Origin of the sequence: Paenibacillus sp. FSL W7-1332 (assembly GCF_037969785.1) — a bacterium.
In the GTDB taxonomy this organism is placed as follows: Bacteria; Bacillota; Bacilli; order Paenibacillales; family Paenibacillaceae; genus Paenibacillus_AQ.
Genome location: NZ_CP150209.1, coordinates 5,795,723 through 5,815,714 on the forward strand (window position 1 = coordinate 5,795,723; position 19,992 = coordinate 5,815,714).

The 19,992-nt window shown below is 52.5% G+C and carries 20 protein-coding genes; 12 read left to right on the top strand and 8 right to left on the bottom strand.

Annotated features, from left to right (window positions below):
* Positions 1-134 precede the first annotated feature (134 nt).
* Entirely contained in the window at positions 135-3,860 is a 3,726-nt protein-coding gene (locus MKX98_RS26180) for a DNA polymerase III subunit alpha (protein ID WP_339219323.1), read from the bottom strand.
* A gap of 178 nt (positions 3,861-4,038) precedes the next feature.
* Here MKX98_RS26180 and MKX98_RS26185 point away from each other — a divergent pair, with 178 nt between their 5' ends.
* The 3 genes from MKX98_RS26185 to MKX98_RS26195 all read left to right on the top strand — a co-directional run bounded on the left by MKX98_RS26185 (position 4,039) and on the right by MKX98_RS26195 (position 5,321).
* Positions 4,039-4,365 (top strand): YtrH family sporulation protein, encoded by a 327-nt coding sequence (locus tag MKX98_RS26185; protein ID WP_119846808.1) that lies wholly within the window; start codon positions 4,039-4,041, stop codon positions 4,363-4,365.
* A 3-nt stretch (positions 4,366-4,368) separates the two neighbouring features.
* Positions 4,369-4,872 carry a hypothetical protein gene (locus tag MKX98_RS26190; RefSeq protein ID WP_339219324.1) on the top strand — a complete coding sequence of 168 codons (504 nt, stop codon included), beginning with the start codon at positions 4,369-4,371 and terminating at the stop codon, positions 4,870-4,872.
* A gap of 137 nt (positions 4,873-5,009) precedes the next feature.
* Positions 5,010-5,321 carry a YtpI family protein gene (locus MKX98_RS26195; RefSeq protein WP_194544200.1) on the top strand — a complete coding sequence of 104 codons (312 nt, stop codon included), beginning with the start codon at positions 5,010-5,012 and terminating at the stop codon, positions 5,319-5,321.
* A gap of 82 nt (positions 5,322-5,403) precedes the next feature.
* Here the strand turns inward: MKX98_RS26195 and MKX98_RS26200 are convergent, their stop codons facing one another.
* The 4 genes from MKX98_RS26200 to MKX98_RS26215 all read right to left on the bottom strand — a co-directional run bounded on the left by MKX98_RS26200 (position 5,404) and on the right by MKX98_RS26215 (position 8,930).
* Positions 5,404-6,738 carry a DRTGG domain-containing protein gene (locus tag MKX98_RS26200; RefSeq protein WP_339219326.1) on the bottom strand — a complete coding sequence of 445 codons (1,335 nt, stop codon included), beginning with the start codon at positions 6,736-6,738 and terminating at the stop codon, positions 5,404-5,406.
* A 178-nt stretch (positions 6,739-6,916) separates the two neighbouring features.
* Positions 6,917-7,204: a hypothetical protein gene (locus MKX98_RS26205; protein WP_076324342.1), complete on the bottom strand. Its 288-nt coding sequence runs from the start codon at positions 7,202-7,204 to the stop codon at positions 6,917-6,919.
* A gap of 138 nt (positions 7,205-7,342) precedes the next feature.
* A complete protein-coding gene (locus MKX98_RS26210; RefSeq protein WP_071218055.1) occupies positions 7,343-7,690 on the bottom strand; it encodes a YlbF family regulator in 348 nt (115 codons plus the stop codon).
* 73 nt (positions 7,691-7,763) lie between these two features.
* Positions 7,764-8,930, bottom strand: coding sequence for a DUF445 family protein (locus MKX98_RS26215; protein WP_339219329.1), 1,167 nt, complete (start codon positions 8,928-8,930; stop codon positions 7,764-7,766).
* Between the two features lie 137 nt (positions 8,931-9,067).
* On the opposite strand from MKX98_RS26215, the gene MKX98_RS26220 reads away from it, so the two are divergent.
* Genes MKX98_RS26220 through MKX98_RS26245 form a run of 6 tightly spaced genes read left to right on the top strand, consistent with a single transcriptional unit; the run spans position 9,068 to position 15,776 of the window.
* On the top strand, positions 9,068-10,462 hold the full coding sequence (locus tag MKX98_RS26220) for a YheC/YheD family protein (protein ID WP_194544203.1): 1,395 nt from the start codon (positions 9,068-9,070) through the stop codon (positions 10,460-10,462).
* A 14-nt stretch (positions 10,463-10,476) separates the two neighbouring features.
* The gene (locus MKX98_RS26225; RefSeq protein ID WP_339219331.1) at positions 10,477-11,613 is read left to right on the top strand and encodes a YheC/YheD family protein; all 1,137 of its coding nucleotides are present in this window, start codon (positions 10,477-10,479) and stop codon (positions 11,611-11,613) included.
* Complete coding sequence (locus MKX98_RS26230; RefSeq protein ID WP_071218051.1) at positions 11,610-12,983, top strand: YheC/YheD family protein; 1,374 nt, start codon at positions 11,610-11,612, stop codon at positions 12,981-12,983. Before MKX98_RS26225 ends, MKX98_RS26230 begins: the two co-directional genes overlap by 4 nt.
* Positions 12,980-14,086 carry a YheC/YheD family protein gene (locus tag MKX98_RS26235; RefSeq protein ID WP_194544205.1) on the top strand — a complete coding sequence of 369 codons (1,107 nt, stop codon included), beginning with the start codon at positions 12,980-12,982 and terminating at the stop codon, positions 14,084-14,086. Before MKX98_RS26230 ends, MKX98_RS26235 begins: the two co-directional genes overlap by 4 nt.
* A 53-nt stretch (positions 14,087-14,139) precedes the next feature.
* Complete coding sequence (locus MKX98_RS26240; RefSeq protein ID WP_220684120.1) at positions 14,140-14,679, top strand: GNAT family N-acetyltransferase; 540 nt, start codon at positions 14,140-14,142, stop codon at positions 14,677-14,679.
* Positions 14,661-15,776 carry a YheC/YheD family protein gene (locus tag MKX98_RS26245; RefSeq protein WP_194544207.1) on the top strand — a complete coding sequence of 372 codons (1,116 nt, stop codon included), beginning with the start codon at positions 14,661-14,663 and terminating at the stop codon, positions 15,774-15,776. The genes MKX98_RS26240 and MKX98_RS26245 overlap by 19 nt, the downstream gene beginning before the upstream one ends.
* A gap of 107 nt (positions 15,777-15,883) precedes the next feature.
* On the opposite strand, the gene MKX98_RS26250 is transcribed toward MKX98_RS26245, so the two are convergent.
* Entirely contained in the window at positions 15,884-16,570 is a 687-nt protein-coding gene (locus MKX98_RS26250; RefSeq protein ID WP_339219335.1) for an HAD family hydrolase, read from the bottom strand.
* A gap of 188 nt (positions 16,571-16,758) precedes the next feature.
* Here MKX98_RS26250 and MKX98_RS26255 point away from each other — a divergent pair, with 188 nt between their 5' ends.
* Positions 16,759-17,037: a hypothetical protein gene (locus MKX98_RS26255; protein WP_220684119.1), complete on the top strand. Its 279-nt coding sequence runs from the start codon at positions 16,759-16,761 to the stop codon at positions 17,035-17,037.
* A 15-nt stretch (positions 17,038-17,052) separates the two neighbouring features.
* Here the strand turns inward: MKX98_RS26255 and MKX98_RS26260 are convergent, their stop codons facing one another.
* Positions 17,053-17,259, bottom strand: a complete 207-nt coding sequence (locus MKX98_RS26260) for a DUF5957 family protein (protein ID WP_220684118.1) — start codon at positions 17,257-17,259, stop codon at positions 17,053-17,055.
* Between the two features lie 7 nt (positions 17,260-17,266).
* Positions 17,267-17,659 carry a DUF6220 domain-containing protein gene (locus tag MKX98_RS26265; RefSeq protein WP_194544210.1) on the bottom strand — a complete coding sequence of 131 codons (393 nt, stop codon included), beginning with the start codon at positions 17,657-17,659 and terminating at the stop codon, positions 17,267-17,269.
* Between the two features lie 182 nt (positions 17,660-17,841).
* Between MKX98_RS26265 and MKX98_RS26270 the strand changes: the two genes are divergently transcribed.
* Both MKX98_RS26270 and MKX98_RS26275 read left to right on the top strand, forming a co-directional pair.
* The gene (locus tag MKX98_RS26270; protein WP_216530503.1) at positions 17,842-18,528 is read left to right on the top strand and encodes a response regulator transcription factor; all 687 of its coding nucleotides are present in this window, start codon (positions 17,842-17,844) and stop codon (positions 18,526-18,528) included.
* Entirely contained in the window at positions 18,525-19,919 is a 1,395-nt protein-coding gene (locus MKX98_RS26275) for an ATP-binding protein (RefSeq protein WP_220684117.1), read from the top strand. Before MKX98_RS26270 ends, MKX98_RS26275 begins: the two co-directional genes overlap by 4 nt.
* Positions 19,920-19,992 lie beyond the last annotated feature (73 nt).

The following is a 19,992-nucleotide window of genomic DNA, read 5'->3' on the forward strand; positions in this document are numbered from 1 at the left end:
CCGCGTCTTTGGCCGCGCTCTTTCAATCCTTCTCTATCATGAAAGAGCCTTCTTCATGCGAGTACTCGGCCAACATTACCTGTAGTGTCCTAATTGTATGCGGGAGGGATGCGAAACGTTCTTAAATTTTCATGTTACTTCACTTTAACGGTGTCCTTGCCCAGCATGCTTTCCATTTCGGCAAAAAGCTCTGTGGAAGGCTTGATTCGATAGGCTTCGCTAAGCGCAAGCACCTTCTGGCTTCGCTCATAAAACAGCACCGTTTGCACATGCCCCGGATGCTGCTGCAGGAGCTCTTTCAGCTTCACCAGCAGCTCCGATTGCTCCGCATCGGCCGTTATTTTCACAAACACACGCTGCTCAGCCTTATGATTCGATACGACGGTACGAGATTCCTTCTCGGGCGATAGGCTGCCACCCGACGCCTCGTTTCGGATAGAGGTCGAATCCTGTCCACTCCGGGCGGCAAGCCGCTCCGGAGTCTGGACTGCCGATGGATTACCGGCCGAAACCGGCTGGATGCCGGCGCCCGATTTACCACTACGGCCGTTATTCTCTCCGCCGGATCTTCCTCTGCCGCCCGCTGCTCCCCGAACCTTGCTCCGGTGAACCAGTTGACTCAAGGTTTGCGGCTCAAGCGGCGCGATTTCTTCGGCCAGCAGCTTAAAGCCTTCGTCCTGCAGCTGAACCTTCGCGCGGATCGCCAGCAGCGCGCCTTTTTCAATCAAATGCGCGCTTCGCTTCCACACTTCAGGAAAGAGAACGACCTCACAGCGCTCAATTTGATCCTCGCACTCCATGAAGGCCATCGCCTTTCCCTGTTTCGTCGTAATAGTCTTCAGTGTAACCACCATACCGGCAACCGTAGCCATCGATTCATCTTCCGCTTCATGGAGATCCATTAACCGATCAGCTCCGGACTCCGCCAGCGCATCTTCGAAGCCGTCCAGCGGATGGCCGGACAAATACATGCCCAGCAGCTCGCGTTCGAATTCGAGCTGCTGACTTGTGGTATATGGCGGGATGTCCGGATATTCGATGTCCCAATTCGTGGTTTCCACGAAGTCGAAGAGCTGAATCTGGAGATCATCCCGTTCCTTTCTCCACTTCACGGCCGCTTCGACCGTTTCGTCCAGCATGGCAACCAGCTGGGAACGGTGTCCCTGCAAGGAATCAAAAGCCCCTGCCTGGATAAGCGACTCGATCACGCGCTTGTTGCATACGCGGAGGTCTACCCGGCGGCAAAAATCGAGCAGGCTTTCAAACGGCTTTTCACGCCTGATCTCGACGATATTCTCCACTGCCTGCGTGCCTACGTTCTTGATCGCGGCTAGCCCGAATCGGATTCCGCCTCCGGCCGGACGTTGGCCTTCATCATCACCGCCCTCGGCAGCAGAACCGCTCATGACCGGGGTAAAATACGTTCCGCTTTCGTTGACGTCCGGCGGCATGACCTCGATGTCGAGGCGCCGTGCCTCCAGCACGTATTCGGCCACCTTCCGGTGGCTGCCCATAACGGCCGTCAGCATGGAAGCCATGAACGGAACCGGATAGTGCGCCTTAAGATAAGCCGTCTGGAAGGCCAGCACGCCGTAAGCGGCGGCATGCGCACGGGGAAATCCGTAGTTCGCGAACCGGACGATCATATCGTACACGCGGTTGGCCTCATCCTCGCTATAACCGAGCTTGAGACTGCCTGAAACGAAATGGCTCCGCTCCCGGTCCAGCACTTCGCGCTTCTTCTTCGACACCGCTCTTCGCAGCAAATCCGCTTCCCCGAGCGAGAAGCCGGCCATCGTCGAAGCGATCTGCATGATCTGCTCCTGATAGACGATAATGCCGTACGTATCGCCTAATATCGGGATCAGGTCCGAATGGGGATACTCCGGCTCAATCCGGCCGTGCTTGGCTTGAATGAACTTCGGAATAAACTCCATGGGACCCGGACGGTACAAGGCATTCACGGATACGATATCCTCAAACACCGAAGGTTTCAGATCCTTCAGCACCCGCCGGATGCCCGCGGATTCAAGCTGAAATACGCCCGTGGTATCGCCGCGTCCCAGCATCTCATACGTCAGATGATCGTCATCCGGCACTTGTTCGAAATCGAGTGTTCTGCCGGTCAATTCTTGAATCCATCTCAGGGTACGCTCTATGATGGACAACGTCCGCAGACCCAAAAAATCCATCTTGAGCAGGCCCACGCTCTCCAGATTCTCCATGGAATACTGCGTCAGCGCCGTCTTCTCGCTCCCTTCCTGCAGCGGAACCGCATCCGTCAGCGGATCGCGGGAAATGACAATGCCTGCTGCATGCGTCGAAGCATGACGGGGCATGCCCTCAACCTTCATCGCCATATCGATCAGCTCGCGCACCTTCGGCTTCGTCTCGTACTGCTCCTTCAGCTGCGGGCTTTGCTCCATCGCTCCCGCGATGCTGATGCCCAGATGGTTAGGGATCAGCTTGGCCGCCTTGTCCACATCCCCGAACGGCACATTCAGCGCACGTCCAACATCTCGGACGGCCGCCCTTGCCGCCATCGTACCGAACGTAATAATCTGGGCGACATGCTCTTTCCCGTATTTATCCACCACATAATCAATGACCTCTTCCCGCCGCTCGTCACTGAAGTCGATATCAATATCCGGCATCGTTATCCGCTCCGGATTCAGGAAGCGTTCAAATAACAATTTATATTTCATCGGGTCCACATTCGTAATCTGAAGGGTGTAGGCCACCAGGCTGCCCGCCGATGAACCCCGGCCCGGTCCAACCGCGATGCCTTGCCGGTGGGCATAGGCGATAAAGTCCCATACGATCAGGAAATAATCGCTGAAGCCCATGTTCTCGATGACGCCGAGCTCATAGTTCAGTCGCTGCTCCAGCTCGCTGCGCTCTGCTTCATCCTGCCACCGCTCCGTATTCCCGTAACGTTCTTGCAGACCGTTCAAGCAGAGCTCCCGCAGGTATTCGGCTGCATTCTTCCCTTCCGGGAGCGAGCTGTATTTCGGCAAAATCGACTTGCCGAATTCCAGCTCCAGGTTGCATTGGTCCGCAATCTTAGCCGTATTCAATATAGCTTCAGGCACATGGGGGTATAATCGCTCCATGTCGCTGCCGCTCTTCAAATAGAGCTGATTCGTCTGGATCTGCAGCCTGTCTTCATCTTCGACCGTCTTTCCCGTGCCGATGCAGATTAGGACGTCCTGTACCTCGGCATCGCTCTCGGTCAGATAATGCACATCGTTGGTCGCTACCAGCGGAATGCCCGTCTCGCGGCTAAGCTGAATCAGCTGGGGATTCACGCGCTTCTGCTCCGGAATTCCGTGATCCTGCAGCTCCAGATAGTAGTCTTCTCCAAAAATCGCCTGATAACGAAGCGCGGCAGCTTTCGCTTCCGCTTCGCGTCCATGAAGCAGATGCTGGGGAACCTCGCCGCCCAAGCAAGCGCTGAGACATATGATGCCTTCATGATGGGCGGCCAGCGCCTCCATATCGATTCGGGGTCTGTAATGGTACCCCTCCAAATGCCCGATCGAGCACAGCTTCATCAAATTGCGATAGCCGGTCTCATTCTTGGCAAGCAGAATCAAATGATAGATCGGCTGATCCTTGCGGCTTCCCCGCTCCTTGCGGGAGCCTGCCGTGATATAGGCCTCGCAGCCGATAATCGGTTTGATGCCTTGGGCCAGGCAGGCTTTATAGAACGGAATGACACCATACATCACGCCATGATCCGTCAGGGCCAGCGATTTCATGCCAAGCGCCGCCGCTTCCCGCACCAGGTCACCGATACGTGCCGCTCCATCGAGCAAACTGTATTCACTATGCACGTGCAAATGCACGAAAGAGCTCATCGTAACGCCTTCCTTTCGCCGGTACATGTATATTTGAAATCCATCCAGAAATATCTGAAAAAGTCTTTATACCATTTTATCATAATCCCGCTAGGCCCGCCCATAGAATGAAACTAGGGAGTACGTGGACAGGCGTTTGCCATAACATCCACCGAGAGTAGAAAGGAGACATGAGGGCATGAGCGTTTTTTTATCGAGAGCAATTCTGGACTTTTTTATAGCCTTCGGCATCGTGCTGGGGGGAGCCATGGTGGGAGGCGTGGGCGCCGTGCTGTCCCTGCAGCCCCCCACCCAGACGATGCTTGAGGTTGCGGATCGGATTAAGATATGGGCGCTTGCCGCTGCCATCGGGGGCACCATTGATCCGATGCGGGTCATTGAAAGCAACGTGGCCGTCGGCAATTTATCCCCTGCCATCAAGCAGGTTTTATATCTGGGTTTTGCATTTCTCGGAGCACATATGGGCAGCGAGCTGGTCAAATGGGTGTGCTCCAGCCGGAGCTGATCGATGCGCGTACCTCCAGCCCACCGCTTCCGCCCCTTCTATCAGGTCGCATCCATCTTCGTGCTGGGAATGGTTGTCGGCAGCATCGTCTACAACTCGGTCTATCATGCAGCCTACAATAAACTATGGGAAACGAATCAAGACCAGCAGATCAAAATTGCACAATATGAAGAAGACATCGATTCGTTAAAAAAATACAATAAACAATCCACGGTCATCAAAGAAATCAAGATCCGCAGCGAGCAAAACGACAGGGAGCCACTGGATCCCGTCATCATCAAAGAACTCGTCAGGCTCGTTGGCGACGATCTGGCAGCCCTTCGCGGCCGCAACGTGTTTGATATCGACGCGGACAGCAAGCTGACGCGCTCACTCCTCAGCGACAAAATCTATACGGTCCGCGAGAAAGATTACAAGGTCCAAATCAAGACCATGCTCGTCATGGAGGGCGTGCTGCAAATCTGGGTTAGCGTTGTTCATGTGGATGCAAAGTCAACCGGATCATGATACAATACATACTATTGTAAATGATCGAATCTAACATGCTTTTAGAGTTTGTTCAAAAAGTCATCTTTTGATCACGAAGCAGCACATGAACACCACATTGCGAGCATGTTACCGAATATGAAGGAGCCTTCCATTCCATGATAACCGTCATCCACTATATCCTGTATATTATCCTCGTCCTGTCCGTCGTAGCTGCCGCGCTCTATAGCATTCGCGCACGCCGAGTAGCGGATCCCGCGGACCGCGGCATCTATATGTCCATGATGAACCTCTGTATGGGCATTATGCTGGTTTCCCTTTCGCTGGTCTGCATGTTTCTGTTCAGCGGCTCCACGCCGGCTGTCATTGTAGAAGCCGTGTTCTTGGTGCTTGGCGCATTTAATATATTTGCCGGCATAAGAAGCCGCACCTATTACAGCAGACTGAAAAATTCGCGGACGGCCAGCTAAGTCAAATTGAACGGAACAGGGGCATCCCGCAAGGTCCATGAAGACCTGCGGGATGCCCCTTTATTTTGTCCGGAGTTTAACGTTAGCCGTGATCGATCGCCTGCATCGTCATGACCGCTTTTGCAATCAGGTTTGTCTGATGCTGGATCTCGATCTCCATCTTGCAGGTACGGCGGCTGATCTCCAGCAATTTTGGCATAATGACGATCGGATCCTCGATCTGCACGGGCCGGATGAAATACGTCGACAGATGGTCCAGCACATGATCCCAGCCGCTAATATCCTTGGCCGCTTTAACCGCAGCTTGGCTCATGACGGTCGTGAGCACCCCTTGCGAAATCGTTCCAAGTTCTGAAGCCATTTGGGGCGTGATAAAACCGTGAAAGAACAAACGCCCTTCCTCATCCCGATCCTCTGCAATCCCATTCCAGATCAGCTGATCAAACGTCTCGCCAAGCTGAGGCTGGTTTCGCGCATCCCGCAGTGCTCCTAACACTTCTTTACGAGTAACCGTTGCAAGCAGCTTGCGGTTCCGATCCACAATCGGAAGAAAATCGATCCCTTCCCACATCATAATCTGCGCCGCAGATGCGAGCGACGTTTTCATGCTTGCCGTTACCGGATTGCGGGTCATCGCTTTCTCGATCGGCTGAGTTTCGACGAGCCCTTCCACATCCCGAACCCCGACGATGCCGATGACCCGGTTCCATTCGTCTGTTACCGGATACCGGATTTGCCCGGTCGCCTGTGAAATCCGTTTGAATTCCTGAACGGTGACGGAGTTTTTCAACTGGTGATTCTTCGGCTTATCATGAGCGATATCCTCCACCAGCATAATTTTCTTCTTGATTAATCGGTCAAAAATGGCGCGGTTAATCATGGAGGCGACGGTAAATGTGTCATGCCTGGACGATATAATGGGCAGATGCAGTTGGTCTGCCAGCTGTTTCACTTCCCGGCTGGTTCCGAAACCGCCCGTAATCAACACGCCCGCCCCCTGCTCGAGTGCCAGGGAATGGGCATCTTCGCGGTTACCGACAATCATGAGGCTTCCGGCATCGATATATCGAATCATCGCCTCCACCTTCATGGCGCCAATCACGTATTTATGCAAGCTTTTATTAAGCCCTTCCGCACCGCCGAGCACATGCCCTTCCACAATTTCAACGACATCGGCAAACGTAAGCTGCTCGGATATGTTACGCGGCTTCCGTTCCACACGAACCGTGCCGATCCTTTCCTTCGTGACCACGATGCCCAGGCTTTCCGCTTCCTTTACCGCCCGATAAGCGGTTCCCTCGCTGACGCCCATCTCTTTGGCCAACCGTCGTACCGAGATTTTGCTTCCAACCTTCAAACTTTCAATATGTTGAACCAATTGCTCGTGTTTGGTAATCGTATCATCTCGAACGTCCAACTGTTACACCCCCAGAACACTATCTGTACCATACTGTATCTATTATATCACGTCCTATGAAGCTCCCATACCCGTCAGACACAAAAAAACCTCCCCTGAAGGTTAACGGATGGGCGATCCAACCGTACCCCTTAAAGGGAGGTTTTTGTTCGTCACAGCTCTCGCTGTGATCCAACGCTTAATTGGCTTCTTGGCTCTTCTGTTCCTCCGGCCATTTCAATTCCCATTGACGCAATTTCTCCTTGCGGATCTCATCGAGCGCTTTCTGTTTCGCTTCATCTACACCGATAAGGTAATAGAGATGCGAACCGATCACAAGCAGGGCAAATCCTGCCCAGACTGCACCGAACAGCGAAACCCATGAGAACCCGCCAGAGAAAGAAATGCTGGGAAGGGCGTATATCAACATGCCGAGTGCAACCAATAAGTAAGCGGTGTGTTTAAACTTGTTCTTCTTTTTTTTCATTGTAAACGCAGCTCCTCTACTCTCTGAAATCTATATTTCTACTCTATGAGGAGCTTGCGCAATTTATGAGACAAGTTTTTAAAAATGTACCGAATTTGTGTTGAAGTTTATTGTCCGCAGCCTTAAAAAAGGGAACGTCTAGGGTTGGGCTGGACCATACAGATGCTGAAGACTATCCGATATAATCTTGTTCACGTCTTCGATGATGACACTCAGACGGCGCTCAGCGTCGAACAAGCGGCGGATGTTCAGGTTCAGGCTCAGCACCTCAAACTGCTTCTCCATCTTCTCCATTTCGTCCTGTGCCGGCATATCGCCGGACATCATGCGCTGTTGAAGTTCCATCTGGCGCTGTCGGAAGTCATCCAGCATGCGTCTGCTCTCCGGATCTGCATCCACGAGTTTCATAGCAGAGGTAATTTCTTCTACCTCCTTGCTTTCCTTCATCGCTTTTGCCAAATCATGTGCCTTGTCATAAATGTTCATTCGTAATTCCTCCAATATATTCGGCTTAAACGCCGTATTTGAATTCGCCTCTTGCCTTAATCCATCAAAATTGTTATCTCCACAGTATGGTCAGCATGGATTGGAACAATCCGATCACTCCGCCCAGCAGCACCCCAAGCCAGGTGATGGCCCTGAATTCGCGGCCGGACACACTCAGGATGATCTCTTCCAGCCGCTCAATCGGGAACTTCTCCACCTGCTCCTGAACGAGCTGCGGTAAGTTTACAGCCTTCATGGCCGCCGGGATGCTTCGCTCAAGGAAGCCCAGTCCCTTATCGAGCAGTCCAGGCAGAGCTGCTTCGATGGCAGGCATTCGCGGTCCAATCAGCTCGCCTACGCGAAGAGACTCGATTTGCTTCATCCACTTGGACCAAGGAAGCTTGTCATCCAATGTGCGGGAGATCCAAGCGAGGCCCGGCTCACCAGCGGCATGTTCGATGAAATTCCCCAGCGGCATCTCACCGTAATACGACAGCTTTCCTGAGATAATATCCGTGATGGTCTTGCGGATCTTCTCACCCTCCAACTGCTGAATCAGCATGGGCGTCAGCTTCTGGACCAGTTTATCCTCATCCACAAAGATCGAAGCCATCGTCCCCAGAAATCCGCCTGCCTTATCGATGAGTGAAGAAGCCACATCCGATAGCATAAGCTGCCCCTTCGCGGACAACAGCGTGCTCCTCAGCTCCTTCAGCACAATATCGGCGGCAGCCCCGCTCCAGCCCTGGATCGTTTCCTCGGACCAACCGGGAACAAGCTCCTTCAGCGGCTTTGCCTCCAATCCGTATCCGTGCCATACTGCTGCGGCACCCCGGGCTGTGAGCTGGCGGGCCGATTGTTCGGCACGGACCTTCAATTGCTCCCACTGTTCGGAACTCCATACCTTATGCGCCAAGTCTCCGAAGCTCAGCTCCGACTGGCTCCATTCCTCCAGCTTCCGATAGAGGCTATCCTCTATCTTACCCCGAAACACCGGCTTTCGAATAAGCTCCTGCAAGCCCTCGCTTGTCACCAGGTAATCCGAGACCACACGTCCCAACGACTCGGCTATTTCGTCCTTGCGCTTTGGAATGAGCCCTGGCGTGAAGGGTACGCGGCGGCCCAGGATGATTTTTTCTTCACGGGGATGAAACAGCATTTTTATTGCAAAGTGGTTCGTGATGCCGCCAACAAAAGCAGCAACGCACACGTTCACCAAAATAAACAGCCAGTTCTGCATTTTCAGCACTCCTTTTTCCCGAGCAGTACAATCACCAAGGGATATATGTCCTCATATGATGCATTACATGCAATGATCAGATGAAGTCTTTTGTCTGTTCACTTAAGTATCCAGTTGTTGTCGGAAGGAGATCCATCATGCGCAAATCCAAGATCAAATCCAACACCAAATCCAAGATATCGACTCAATTAATCCGCTCAGCCCAGCTTTCGGATAACGATATCAAGCTTGGTGACCGGCTCATCAGACAGCTCCGTATCCCGACAGATTCGAAGGTACAGCTTGCCTTTGGCTCCTTCAAGCAGGAAGTCCGCGTTATCTCAGGAGGAAAATCGAATTCGCTGGCCCTAAGCCCTTCGGTATTCAGCCATTCGGGACTTCTTCCTCGTACCGTCATGAATGTCAAATATTATCCAACGGAAAGAACGCTGAAGCTCGGTCCGCTTATCGGGATCATGGTCAGCCGATATCAACCGGATGAACCTGATAAACCTTTCGGATCAATCTCAGCTTTCTGCCTGGAAATGGTCAACGCGGCCAAAAAACAGGGCGCATATGTATATTTTTTCACACCTGACATGATCGGTTCGAACCCGTCGACACTTGAAGCCATTGCTTATGACGCGGGATGGAAAAAGCTCAGCGTTCCAGCTCCGGACGTCATTAATAACCGGCTGTCTACCCGCAAACTGGAGAATAGTCCTAGCGTACAGCATTTTATGAGAGAAGTAAAATCGCGATTCGGCACCCAAATCTTTAACGAGAAATTTCTCGATAAATCGGATGTCTTCGAGGCACTCGGGCCTGATGTGAAACTGCAGAAATATTTGCCCGAATCCTATTTGCTCAGCGGTTATCCGACGCTCAAAAAAATGTGCGCCACTTATCGGACGGTCTTCCTGAAACCGGTGCGGGGTAGTCTGGGGAAAGGGATCATCCGGATATCCCGCCAAGAGAACGGCAAATATCAAACGATGACCACCTCTCTTGAAGGAAGCAAGAAGAATACCTACTCCTCACTTCCAAAGCTGTTCAGCAGCTTATCTGGGAAAATAAAAAAAACGCGTTATCAAATTCAGCAAGGGCTGGATTTGATCCGCATCAACCGGCGAAACGTTGATTTTCGCGCGCTTGTTCATAAAGACAAAAACGGCAAGTGGGCAGTGACTTCGGTCGTGGCCCGTATTGCCGGCGGAAACCATTTTGTTTCCAATCTTGCCAGAGGCGGTACGCTATCTTCCGTCAAGGACGCACTTGCCATGAGCAGTATTCCGTTAAGCTCCAAACAAACGGCCCCCGCCCGAATGAATCAAGCGGCGCTCGATATTGCTCATGGACTGGAGGCTGCCATTCCCTATCATTTCGGGGAGCTCGGCATTGACTTGGCAATTGATACGGCTGGCCGCATTTGGCTCCTGGAGGTCAACTCCAAGCCGTCCAAAGGTGAAAATGCACCGCTGAATGCCGACTCCAAAGTAAGACCGTCAGCCGTCCGGCTCGTTCAGTACTGTCAATACTTGACGGGGTTCTAAAAAAGGAGAACATTATGTCGTCAAACAAGATAGGCACCCTGGGTGTCATGGTATGCCGCAAACCGGGCTTCCCTCCCTTCGCAGAGAAGGAATTCCTCCGTGAACTTAGCTCGAAGGCCAAGGGACTCGGCATGCAGGTATTTGTTTTTTGTCCGGATGATGCCTCTCCTGCTTCTGGTGTTGTAAGCTCCATAGACAGGATACAAGGATATCAATTCAATCCTGGAAAAGGCTGGAGTTTCGGCACCTTTCCTCCTCCAGACGTCATCTATGACCGATGTCTGCACCGAAACGGTGAGGAAACGGCTGCCGCCGGTGCGTATCTGAACCGAATGCTGCAGCAGGGCGTAAGACTGTGGGCACGCGGTCTGCCCGGCAAGCAGAAAGTGCATCAACTATTAAAGCGCTCCTCCGCCTTAAGGCCATATCTGCCGGCAACCTTAAGTTATACCGGAGCGGAATCACTGAGCAGGGCACTGCTGGCTTTTGGCAGCGGACTTTTCATGAAGCCTAGCGGAGGCTCTCAGGGTCGTCATACTTTGTACCTCGCTTTGACAGATCAACAGCGTGTCAGACTGCAAGGAAGGGACCGGAGCAATCGCATGTTCCAGCAGACTATTCCCGCACAAGAGATGAACGAATGGGTGAGTCGATTTACCGGTCGACGCCGGTTTATCATTCAACCCTATCTGGAGCTTCATAACCGCAACGGAGATCCGTTTGATATTCGGTCATTGGTTCAAAAGAATGACCGCGGCAGATGGTCCATCACAGGAATCGCTGCACGGCAAGGCGTAAGCCAAGGACTGACCTCGAACCTTCACGGGGGAGGCACCGCATTTCCGGCCCTTCCCTATCTAACGGCCGATTTCGGAGAAGAAAAGGCCATGAAGATCATTCAGACCATCCGAGATCTGTCCGCTCAGCTTCCATCTCTGCTCGAAGAAGGATTCGGCCGACTTGGCGAGCTGGGAATCGATTTTGGCGTGGATACAAAGGGACGGGTCTGGATCCTGGAGGTTAACTCCAAACCGGGCCGCCGCGCATTTACACTAACGGGAGATGGTCACGCAGCCCGGCTGTCCGTCGAACATCCGATTCAATACGCCCGTTATTTATTGCTTCGACAACTTAGGAGGGTAAATACATGAGTTTGAATTTCGGAAATATTCATTTCTCGCAGCAGCCCGAAAAAGTCGTCTTTTTATCCGGTTCGCTTCTAAAGAGCCTGGGGCTATCAAGCAGGAAATCGATTAAGCTACGCATCGGGACCAACACGGTGTCCGCTGCTGTAAAACCGATCGATCGATCGGGGAAACACATCTATTTAAGCAACGGTGTCCGCAACGGTATCCACGTTCCCAGACAGGGCCCTGTCTATATCCATTCCCCCCGTGAAGGAGAAATCGAGCTGGGGCCCGTGGTTGGGGTTCTCTCCGACGGACCGCATAATCCATCCAGCCCCTTTGGAGCCCGAACCTCGTATATTCGTCAGCTTCTTCGTGAGGGCAACAAAAAAATGTTCGTTTATGCCTTTGCCCCCCGGGATATCAACTGGCAGCGCGAAACGGTGCATGCCTATATGCTCGGTTCCGGCGGCGGTTTTGTCCGCAAAACCGTTCCGCTCCCTAATGTCGTCTATAATCGCCTGCCTAGCCGAAAAACCGACTTCTCCCCTTTTACCAATCAACTGAGAGATCGGTTTCTGAAGCGCAACATTAAATTTTTCAACTGGGCCTTCTTCAATAAATCCGATGTGTACTCCCAGCTGGACGGCGACGTGCAGGCAGGCAAATATTTGCCGGAAACGCATAACAATCCTAGTCCCGAGCGGATTAAGGATATGATGGAGCGCCATAACTTTGTATATTATAAGCCCTCAGCCGGAAGCTTAGGCCTCGGGATTTACCGGTTAACCTATCTTCCCAAAAAAGGATACTTTGCGCGATATCACGGAAACGGGGGTAACACCCTTCTCAAGTTCCCAAGCTTTAACAGTCTGATGCGTATGCTACAGGCCAAGCATGGCTCCAAGCTGCGTAACTATGTTATCCAGCAAGGAATCCGCCTCATTGAAATCGATGGCTGCCCTATCGACTTCAGATTTCATATGCATAAGAACAGCAAAAACCGGTGGTCCGTGGTTGGTATCGGCGCCAAAAAAGCCGGTCGGGGCAGCGTCACAACGCATATCAAGAACGGGGGCTCCTTGATGACGCCGGAGCAGGCGCTCAGCCGGGCCTTCGGCTCCAAAGCTCGGGATGTGCTGGAGCGTGCCAAGGACGCCGCCATCGCGATGTCGGAGGCCATCGAGAATCATCATCCGCATCTGTTAGGAGAAATCGGGTTCGATATAGGAATAGATGATAACGAGAGGATATGGATGTTTGAAGCGAATTCGAAGCCGGGCCGATCGATATTCAACCACCCTTCTCTTAAAGGGGAAGGAAAAGCATCGGTGGAGCATATATTTGAACACAGTATGTATCTCAGCGGCTTCCACAGGGGGAATGACTCGTGAATAACCGAGTGGAGAGTGATGGAAGACCGGTTGTAGCCATCCTGACCATGCACGACTCGCATACGATGTTCAGAGGCAACCGGCAAAACTTTCAGGAAATCATCAAAACGGGAAAGGATATGGGCTTTATCGTCTATGTGGTCACCGTACGTGATCTGAAGCTTGATACGGGTACTGTCAAAGGCTATATCCTGAACAGCGACCATTCCTGGGAGCAGAGGCTATGCCCTCTGCCCCAGGTTATATATAACCGGATCCCTTACCGAGAGGATGAAGCCCTTCCCTGGGTCCGACGCAAAATCAAGGAATGCCAAAAACATCCCCATATCGATATCTATAACCCACACTTCTTCAATAAGTGGCGTCTCTTTGCTTGGCTGAACAAATCACGGTTAACCAAAAAGTGGGCACCCTTGACAAAGCGATTGAAGGGTTACCCTACTTTATATGAAATGATCAAGCGGAAGCCCTACCTGTATCTTAAACCAGAGGACGGCAAGGCCGGGCAAGGAATCATGAGGGTGCGGTATCAGAAAAACAAATCGCTCCCCTACCGCATACAGATACAGAACAACAAAAACAGCACCACCTACAAAGCAGCCTCCTTAGAGCGGCTTTGGAACCGTGTTTATCAGGAGACTAAAGGAAGCTCATACCTGATCCAGCAAGGAATCGAGCTGGCCCAGGTCCACGGTCGCGCCTTCGACCTCCGCATACTTGTGCAAAAGAACGAGTACGGCTCCTGGGCAGTTACAGGCATTGGAGCTCGAATGGCAGGCGCCAAAAGCATCACCACACATGTTCCTCGCGGAGGAACGATTGAGGATCCGGAGAAGCTGCTGCCGATCGTGTTCGGTCAGGAACGGTCTGACGCCATCCTTAGCGAAGTTAAAAAAGCAGCCGTGCATATGGCACGGCAGATTGAGAAGAGCTCTGGTCAGATCCATGGCGAAATGTCCATGGACCTCGGAATTGATAGCGAAGGCGTTCTCTGGTTCTTCGAAGCCAATTCAAGACCCATGAAATTTGACGAACCCGCGATCCGGAAAAAGTCACTGGAGCGGATTTTTCAATATTCCGAATACCTGATCAATCAAAGGTAGGCCCTGCATCAGCCAGAGCAACGGTTAAGAAAGACATGAAAGGAGGGGATCGTGTGGAAATCTCATGTCTATCTCTCTCAAGCCCGGAAGAATGGCCGCATGCCAGACAGCAGTGCAGCGAATTCTTCCGGCGGTACAGCAACAAACGTCTAACCCGCGAAGGTTACCAGCGCCTTGCCTTGCTATCCTATGACGAGCTGCTGCAGCCCGGTACCTCGATCATGGCCGCTACGGTTCGAAGCGATGTCGGCCGCATACCTGTGGGGATGTGCTTTGCGGTGGATTATGGGGAAGGTGCCTGCATGGTTGCTGTACACCCTCTATACCGCAACCGGCATATCGGTTCTTCCCTGATCCGCTCACAAATATCCAAATTCGGGCGGCTGCGATGCAAAGTAGCCGCCGATCATTCGGCAAGTTTGCAAATGTGCTTTCATGCAGGGCTACAGGCCATAGCGCTTGAGCAAGGTCCGACGGGCAAACCTACGCTCGTTATGAGCGGAACCCTTCCCCTGCACCCATTCCACAGTTCTTCAGCATCTCGTGCTGACTCTGTTCAAGAAGGTGAACTTCTGTGTCAAAACCCGTCTTAGGTATTATGACGTTATACTTGGATGAACGGAAAACGCTGGAGGAGCGGCATATCTACGAGCATATGATCAGGGAAGGAAAAGCGATGGGCCTTGACGTTTACGTCTTCACCCCCGCTGACGTTAACAGTGCGCAAGGCCTGATCAACGCCATGGAATACGATCCGGATCGCCGGAGATGGGGCCGCAGATGGCGCTCGTTTCCCAATATGATCTTTGATCGCTGCCGCATTCAAAAGAGCCCTCGCTTTCAACAGCTGCTGCGCTTTCGTTCACGCTATCGGCATTTACTGTTTCTGAACAGACCTTTACGCAACAAATGGACGATTCATCAAGTATTATCCACCAAGAAACGCTTCCGTCCCCATCTGCCGGATACTCGGATCGTGACCAGCACAAGCGACATCCACCGGATGCTCAACGTTCATCCTACCGTCTATTTTAAACCGATAAACGGAACGGGCGGACGCGGAATTCTGCGGATTACGAAGGTACCTGGTGTTGCGGGCACGTATGAAATCCGGGGACGCAATTCCAACCGGAGCATCATCAGACCGAAGCGAATGCCTTCAGGCCATTTGGCGCAATATCTGTCGGGCTGGGGCAATAGAGATCGATATCTGGTTCAAGAGGGGATCCAGCTGGAGCTGCCGGATGGAAGAGTGCATGATTACCGGATGCTCGTACAGAAAAATGGATCCGGTCAATGGCAGGTGACCGGCTGCGTGGGACGCGTCGGAGCGCCGAAAAGCGTGACCTCCAACCTGCATGGCGGCGGGCGTGCGACCATGATGGAAGAATTGTTAAGCAAATGGATCGCAGATCCGGCAAAGCGCGCCAGTATCCGCGAGGAAGCCGACTCCCTCGGTGTGGATGTGGCCCAATTTCTTGACGGACAGTATGGAGGCTTGTGCGAGATTGCCCTGGATCTGGCCGTGGATAAAACCGGAAGAGTTCTTCTTCTCGAGGTGAATCCGAAGCCATCAAGGGAAGTCTTCTCTCAAATCGGCGATATGGCTGCATACCGTGAATCGATGGTAAGGCCTTTAGAATATGCACTGTGGGTGTACAGCCAGAAAAAATCCGCGAAAAATGCTTAAGTTAATTCGTAGAAAACCGTAATTAAAGAATCCAAAAAACGCGCAAAGGCTGTTTCCAAGAGGGTTGCTTGCTACCCTTGGAAACAGCCTTTGTGACTCCTATCTATCTATTCGGCTTGATCGTGAAGCCTCAGCAGGTGTGAAAAAGAATGAATAACGACATCTGATCCCTTAAGCTCCTGCTCCCCGCCAAAGCCTGCATAGCGGCAGCCAATGACGGTTTGTCCGTTCTCTTTGCCCGCCTCCACATCCGATGACCGGTCCCCTACCATCCAGGCGTCCCGGATATCGTGTTCATCCAGCAGCAGCCTAACCAAATCCACCTTGGAAGCCGTTCCATGCTCTCCGGCACTGTAGACTCCTTCAAAGAGCGACATGATCCCTCTCGCTTCAGCTATGCCTTTCACATAATGCTCCAGGCCGTTGCTGGCAACAAACAATCGGACGCCCCGACGATGAAGCTCCTCCAGCGTCTCCTTCACCTCAGGATACAATACGGCTGCTTCATTGCTTAAGCCTTCGAGCTCAAGCTGCAGCAGCAGCTCGTCTGCACGTCGATGGGCTGCCGGCGTTCCATTCGGTATGACAATCTTCCAAATGTCTTCGAGCAGCATTCCCAGACATCCAAGCATGAGCTCCTCATTCGGCGTTTCTCCTTCATAGTGCCCCTCTTCACGCAAAATGTCGAACAATTTGTGATAGGCGGGCAGCAGCAGGGTCTCCGTCTGAAACAGCGTTCCATCCATGTCAAATATCATCGCTTCCGGCTTGATCAACGTTGCTGTATTTTCCAATTTGGTCCTTCCCTTCGCTCCATATAATCTGATTCTAGTCTAATCTTTCCTCATCATATAGGAACCATATCACATCTGCAAACCCCAATTCCTCATTACTTTTGATCTTCTGTACATAAAATATGCATAACCGAGGGAGCTTTATCGTTGTTATACATATAACGCGTACTAACGAGAGGAGGATTTACATGCCTGGCACAAGGGAGTCTGAACCTGCACCGCCAATCGGGCAGCTGGAAGTCGAGCTGATCGCAGATCTGAGCCGCTATGAGCCCCATGAACAAGCTGCGATTCTCAAGCGGATGGTGTACCGCCTCAAGAAGGGGCGATATGTCCGCAGCCCGATCATAACTGTTAAGGATATGATCCGGACGCCGCTTGTATGGCTGCTGCTGTCCATGGGAGTGATGATTCCCATTCTATTCTATATCCTGTTCGTTTGGGTATCGCTGGCGGTTGAAGGGTAAAGGCGGAACGAAGCGCTATGGTTTATATTCCGGGCGCCGCCAGATCATTAAAGTAGCGGCGTACCATGCCGAGGTAACAAACGGCAGGTACTTGAGACCCTTCAACCCGCTCTCGTCTCCTCCATATATGATGTGCGACATAACGGCAATCGCTGCATTCAGAACGACCCCGCCCGCAAAACCTCCAATTAAAGCCATAACCGCCGCGGCAAGGCTTCTCATGTTCGTGCTACCCCTTCTGTTCCCGTCGATCGGACGGCAGGACACCACGCGCCGTATCCACCGCAAGCCAGAACAATCCGATGGCGATGACCGGATGCAAGGCCCCGGCGCCAGGCAGGTTGGCGGTGAGGTATTGGCTGAAGACCAATAACAACAGAACCAGCGATTTCCATTTGTACGGGGCGGGCAGTTTGCCTGCAATACCAAATATCAGCATGAGGACCGGCACGATTTCAAAAAAATGGACAAACAGGGTATGGCTTCTCCACATCGATCCATCGTCAAACAGCGCCATGCCGGCAAACAGCGTCTGAATGGCAATACATACAACAAATATCCATGCCAGCCCTAACGATATCCATACGACCAGCGGTGTTTTTCCTACAGCTTGTTGCGTCATGTCGACATCCCTCTCTTAATTCAAATATCTTTACGAAATCATCCTATCACCGAAATGTTGCGATCTTGTGATGATGGCTTGCGGATTCCGTGAAATTTTCCAATTGCGGCTGGAAACCGTATATAATGGGGTGGATTTACGGCTGAACCTAACGAATCAAAATGGAAAGGCAGGATCCTTGCATGGCACATACCTTGCTTCTTGTGGACGATGAACGAAAAGTCATTGAGTTTATGGAGCCGTTCCTCCGGCAGGAGGGATTTCACATCATTACCGCTGCGACAGGCACGGAGGCTTTGGCCAAAGTGAGGGACTTTAAACCGTCGCTGGTCGTATTGGATTGGATGCTGCCGGAATTAAGCGGCATTGAAGTATGCCGGGAGCTCAGAAAATCAAGCCGTGTCGGCATCATTATGGTTACCGCCCGGGTTGAGGAAACCGATAAGCTGATCGGGCTGGAGGTAGGGGCAGACGATTACATGACCAAGCCTTTCTCCCTCCGGGAGCTCGCCGCGCGTATCCGGTCGGTCCTTCGCAGAATAGAAGGCGAAACGGTTACCGAAGAAATGCTGAAGCGCGGCGAGTTGATGATCTCGGAAAACCAATGCCGGGTATGGAAACGCGGCCGGGAGATCCAGCTTACGCCTACCGAATTCAAACTACTCCTGACCCTTGCTTCAAGGCCTGGCGTGGTTTACAGCCGCCTGCAGCTGCTTCAGGCGGCCATGGAGGATGATATCCACAATGATGAACGGACCGCAGACGCCCATATCAGCCGAATCCGCAAAAAAATCGAAGATGACCCGGCCGAGCCCGTTTTTGTCAAAACGGTGTATGGATTCGGTTACCGGTTTGAGCAGCAGCCATGAGCGTGGGCCGCAAAATATTCATCGTCCTCTCATCGTTCATTATCGGTTTCAGCACCGTCTTCGTTCTTCTTACTTATGTCGTCATCCGCGATTCCATGGATGCCATGCTGCAAACCTCGCGCGAAGAAGAGCTGGATCAGCTACAGGAGCGGCTGCTCGGTTACTACGTGAAGAATGGGCATACTTTCCGCGCCGTTCAGGATCAGGCGTGGTTAGCTGACAGTCCCCGTTCAGCCGACCGCCTGGAAAGCATCCTTCTGACATCCGGGGAACAAAAGACCCTCTTGCATGAGGGGGAGGCTGTGGAGAAGCAGATCAAACGCCTCGGTGTAAAGCGGACGTTGCATGTTGAAGGCAAACCGGTCGCGGAGCTGTATTATTATGATACGGATGTGGCAAACCTGACCAAGCTTCGGATCGGCACGCCCACATCGATCATCATTTTGCTGGGAGGAGGCACCGTCCTCTTCGTCCTGCTTTCCCTCGGGGCGGCCTACTGGATATCTCGGAGGCTCACTGCGCCCCTGCGCAAACTCGTCCCGGCTATCGAACGACTCGGTCAAGGCGAGTACGGTGTTCAGGCTCCCGTTACCTCGGAGGATGAATACGGGAGGGTCGCGGTTGCTTTCAACGGCATGTCTTCCAGGCTCGAGCAGTCCGAGATGGTCCGCCGCAATCTGGTGGCTGATGTCGCCCATGAGCTTCGAACACCGCTGACGATCGTAAGAGGCAAGCTGGATCTGCTTCAACAGAGCAGGCAGCCGATCCAACCGGAACTATTGCTTCCCATCCAGGATGAGTTGATTCGCTTAACCCGTCTTGTGGGCGATCTTCATCAACTATCTTTGGCCGAAGCGAAACAGCTGCCGCTGGTTCGGAAACCCACGGACATGCTGGATCTTCTGGGTCAAATACAGGAGCGCATCGAGCCAGATGCCGATGCCAAGAACTTGACCCTGCGTTTGACGAGCGCTACGGAACACACTTCCGTTCCTGTGGATCCAAGCCGAATCACACAGGTATTTCTGAATCTCTTCATCAACGCGGTTCGGTATACACCCCAAGGCGGGCTTGTCCATACCACGATCCGAGAAGAGCCGGCTTCCGGCATGCTTCGGATTGATATTCGGGATACAGGCCCAGGGATTGAGGAGGAGCATCTTCCCTATCTCTTTGACCGCTTCTACCGTACGGACGGAGCACGTGCGCGGCATCAAGGCGGTATGGGACTGGGTCTGGCGATTGCCAAGGAATTTATCGTATCGCATGGCGGCACGATTCAGGCACAGAGCCTGCAGGGCCAAGGAACTACATTTACGGTCCGGCTGCCCTATCATGATCATGACTCGGAGAGCAGCACGGGGTATACGGCCCCCATAAATCCTATCTAACATAAACAGACAGGCCCGGACAGATATCGACCGGCCTGTCATTGTTTATCCATTTGGATGTCGAAACGATACC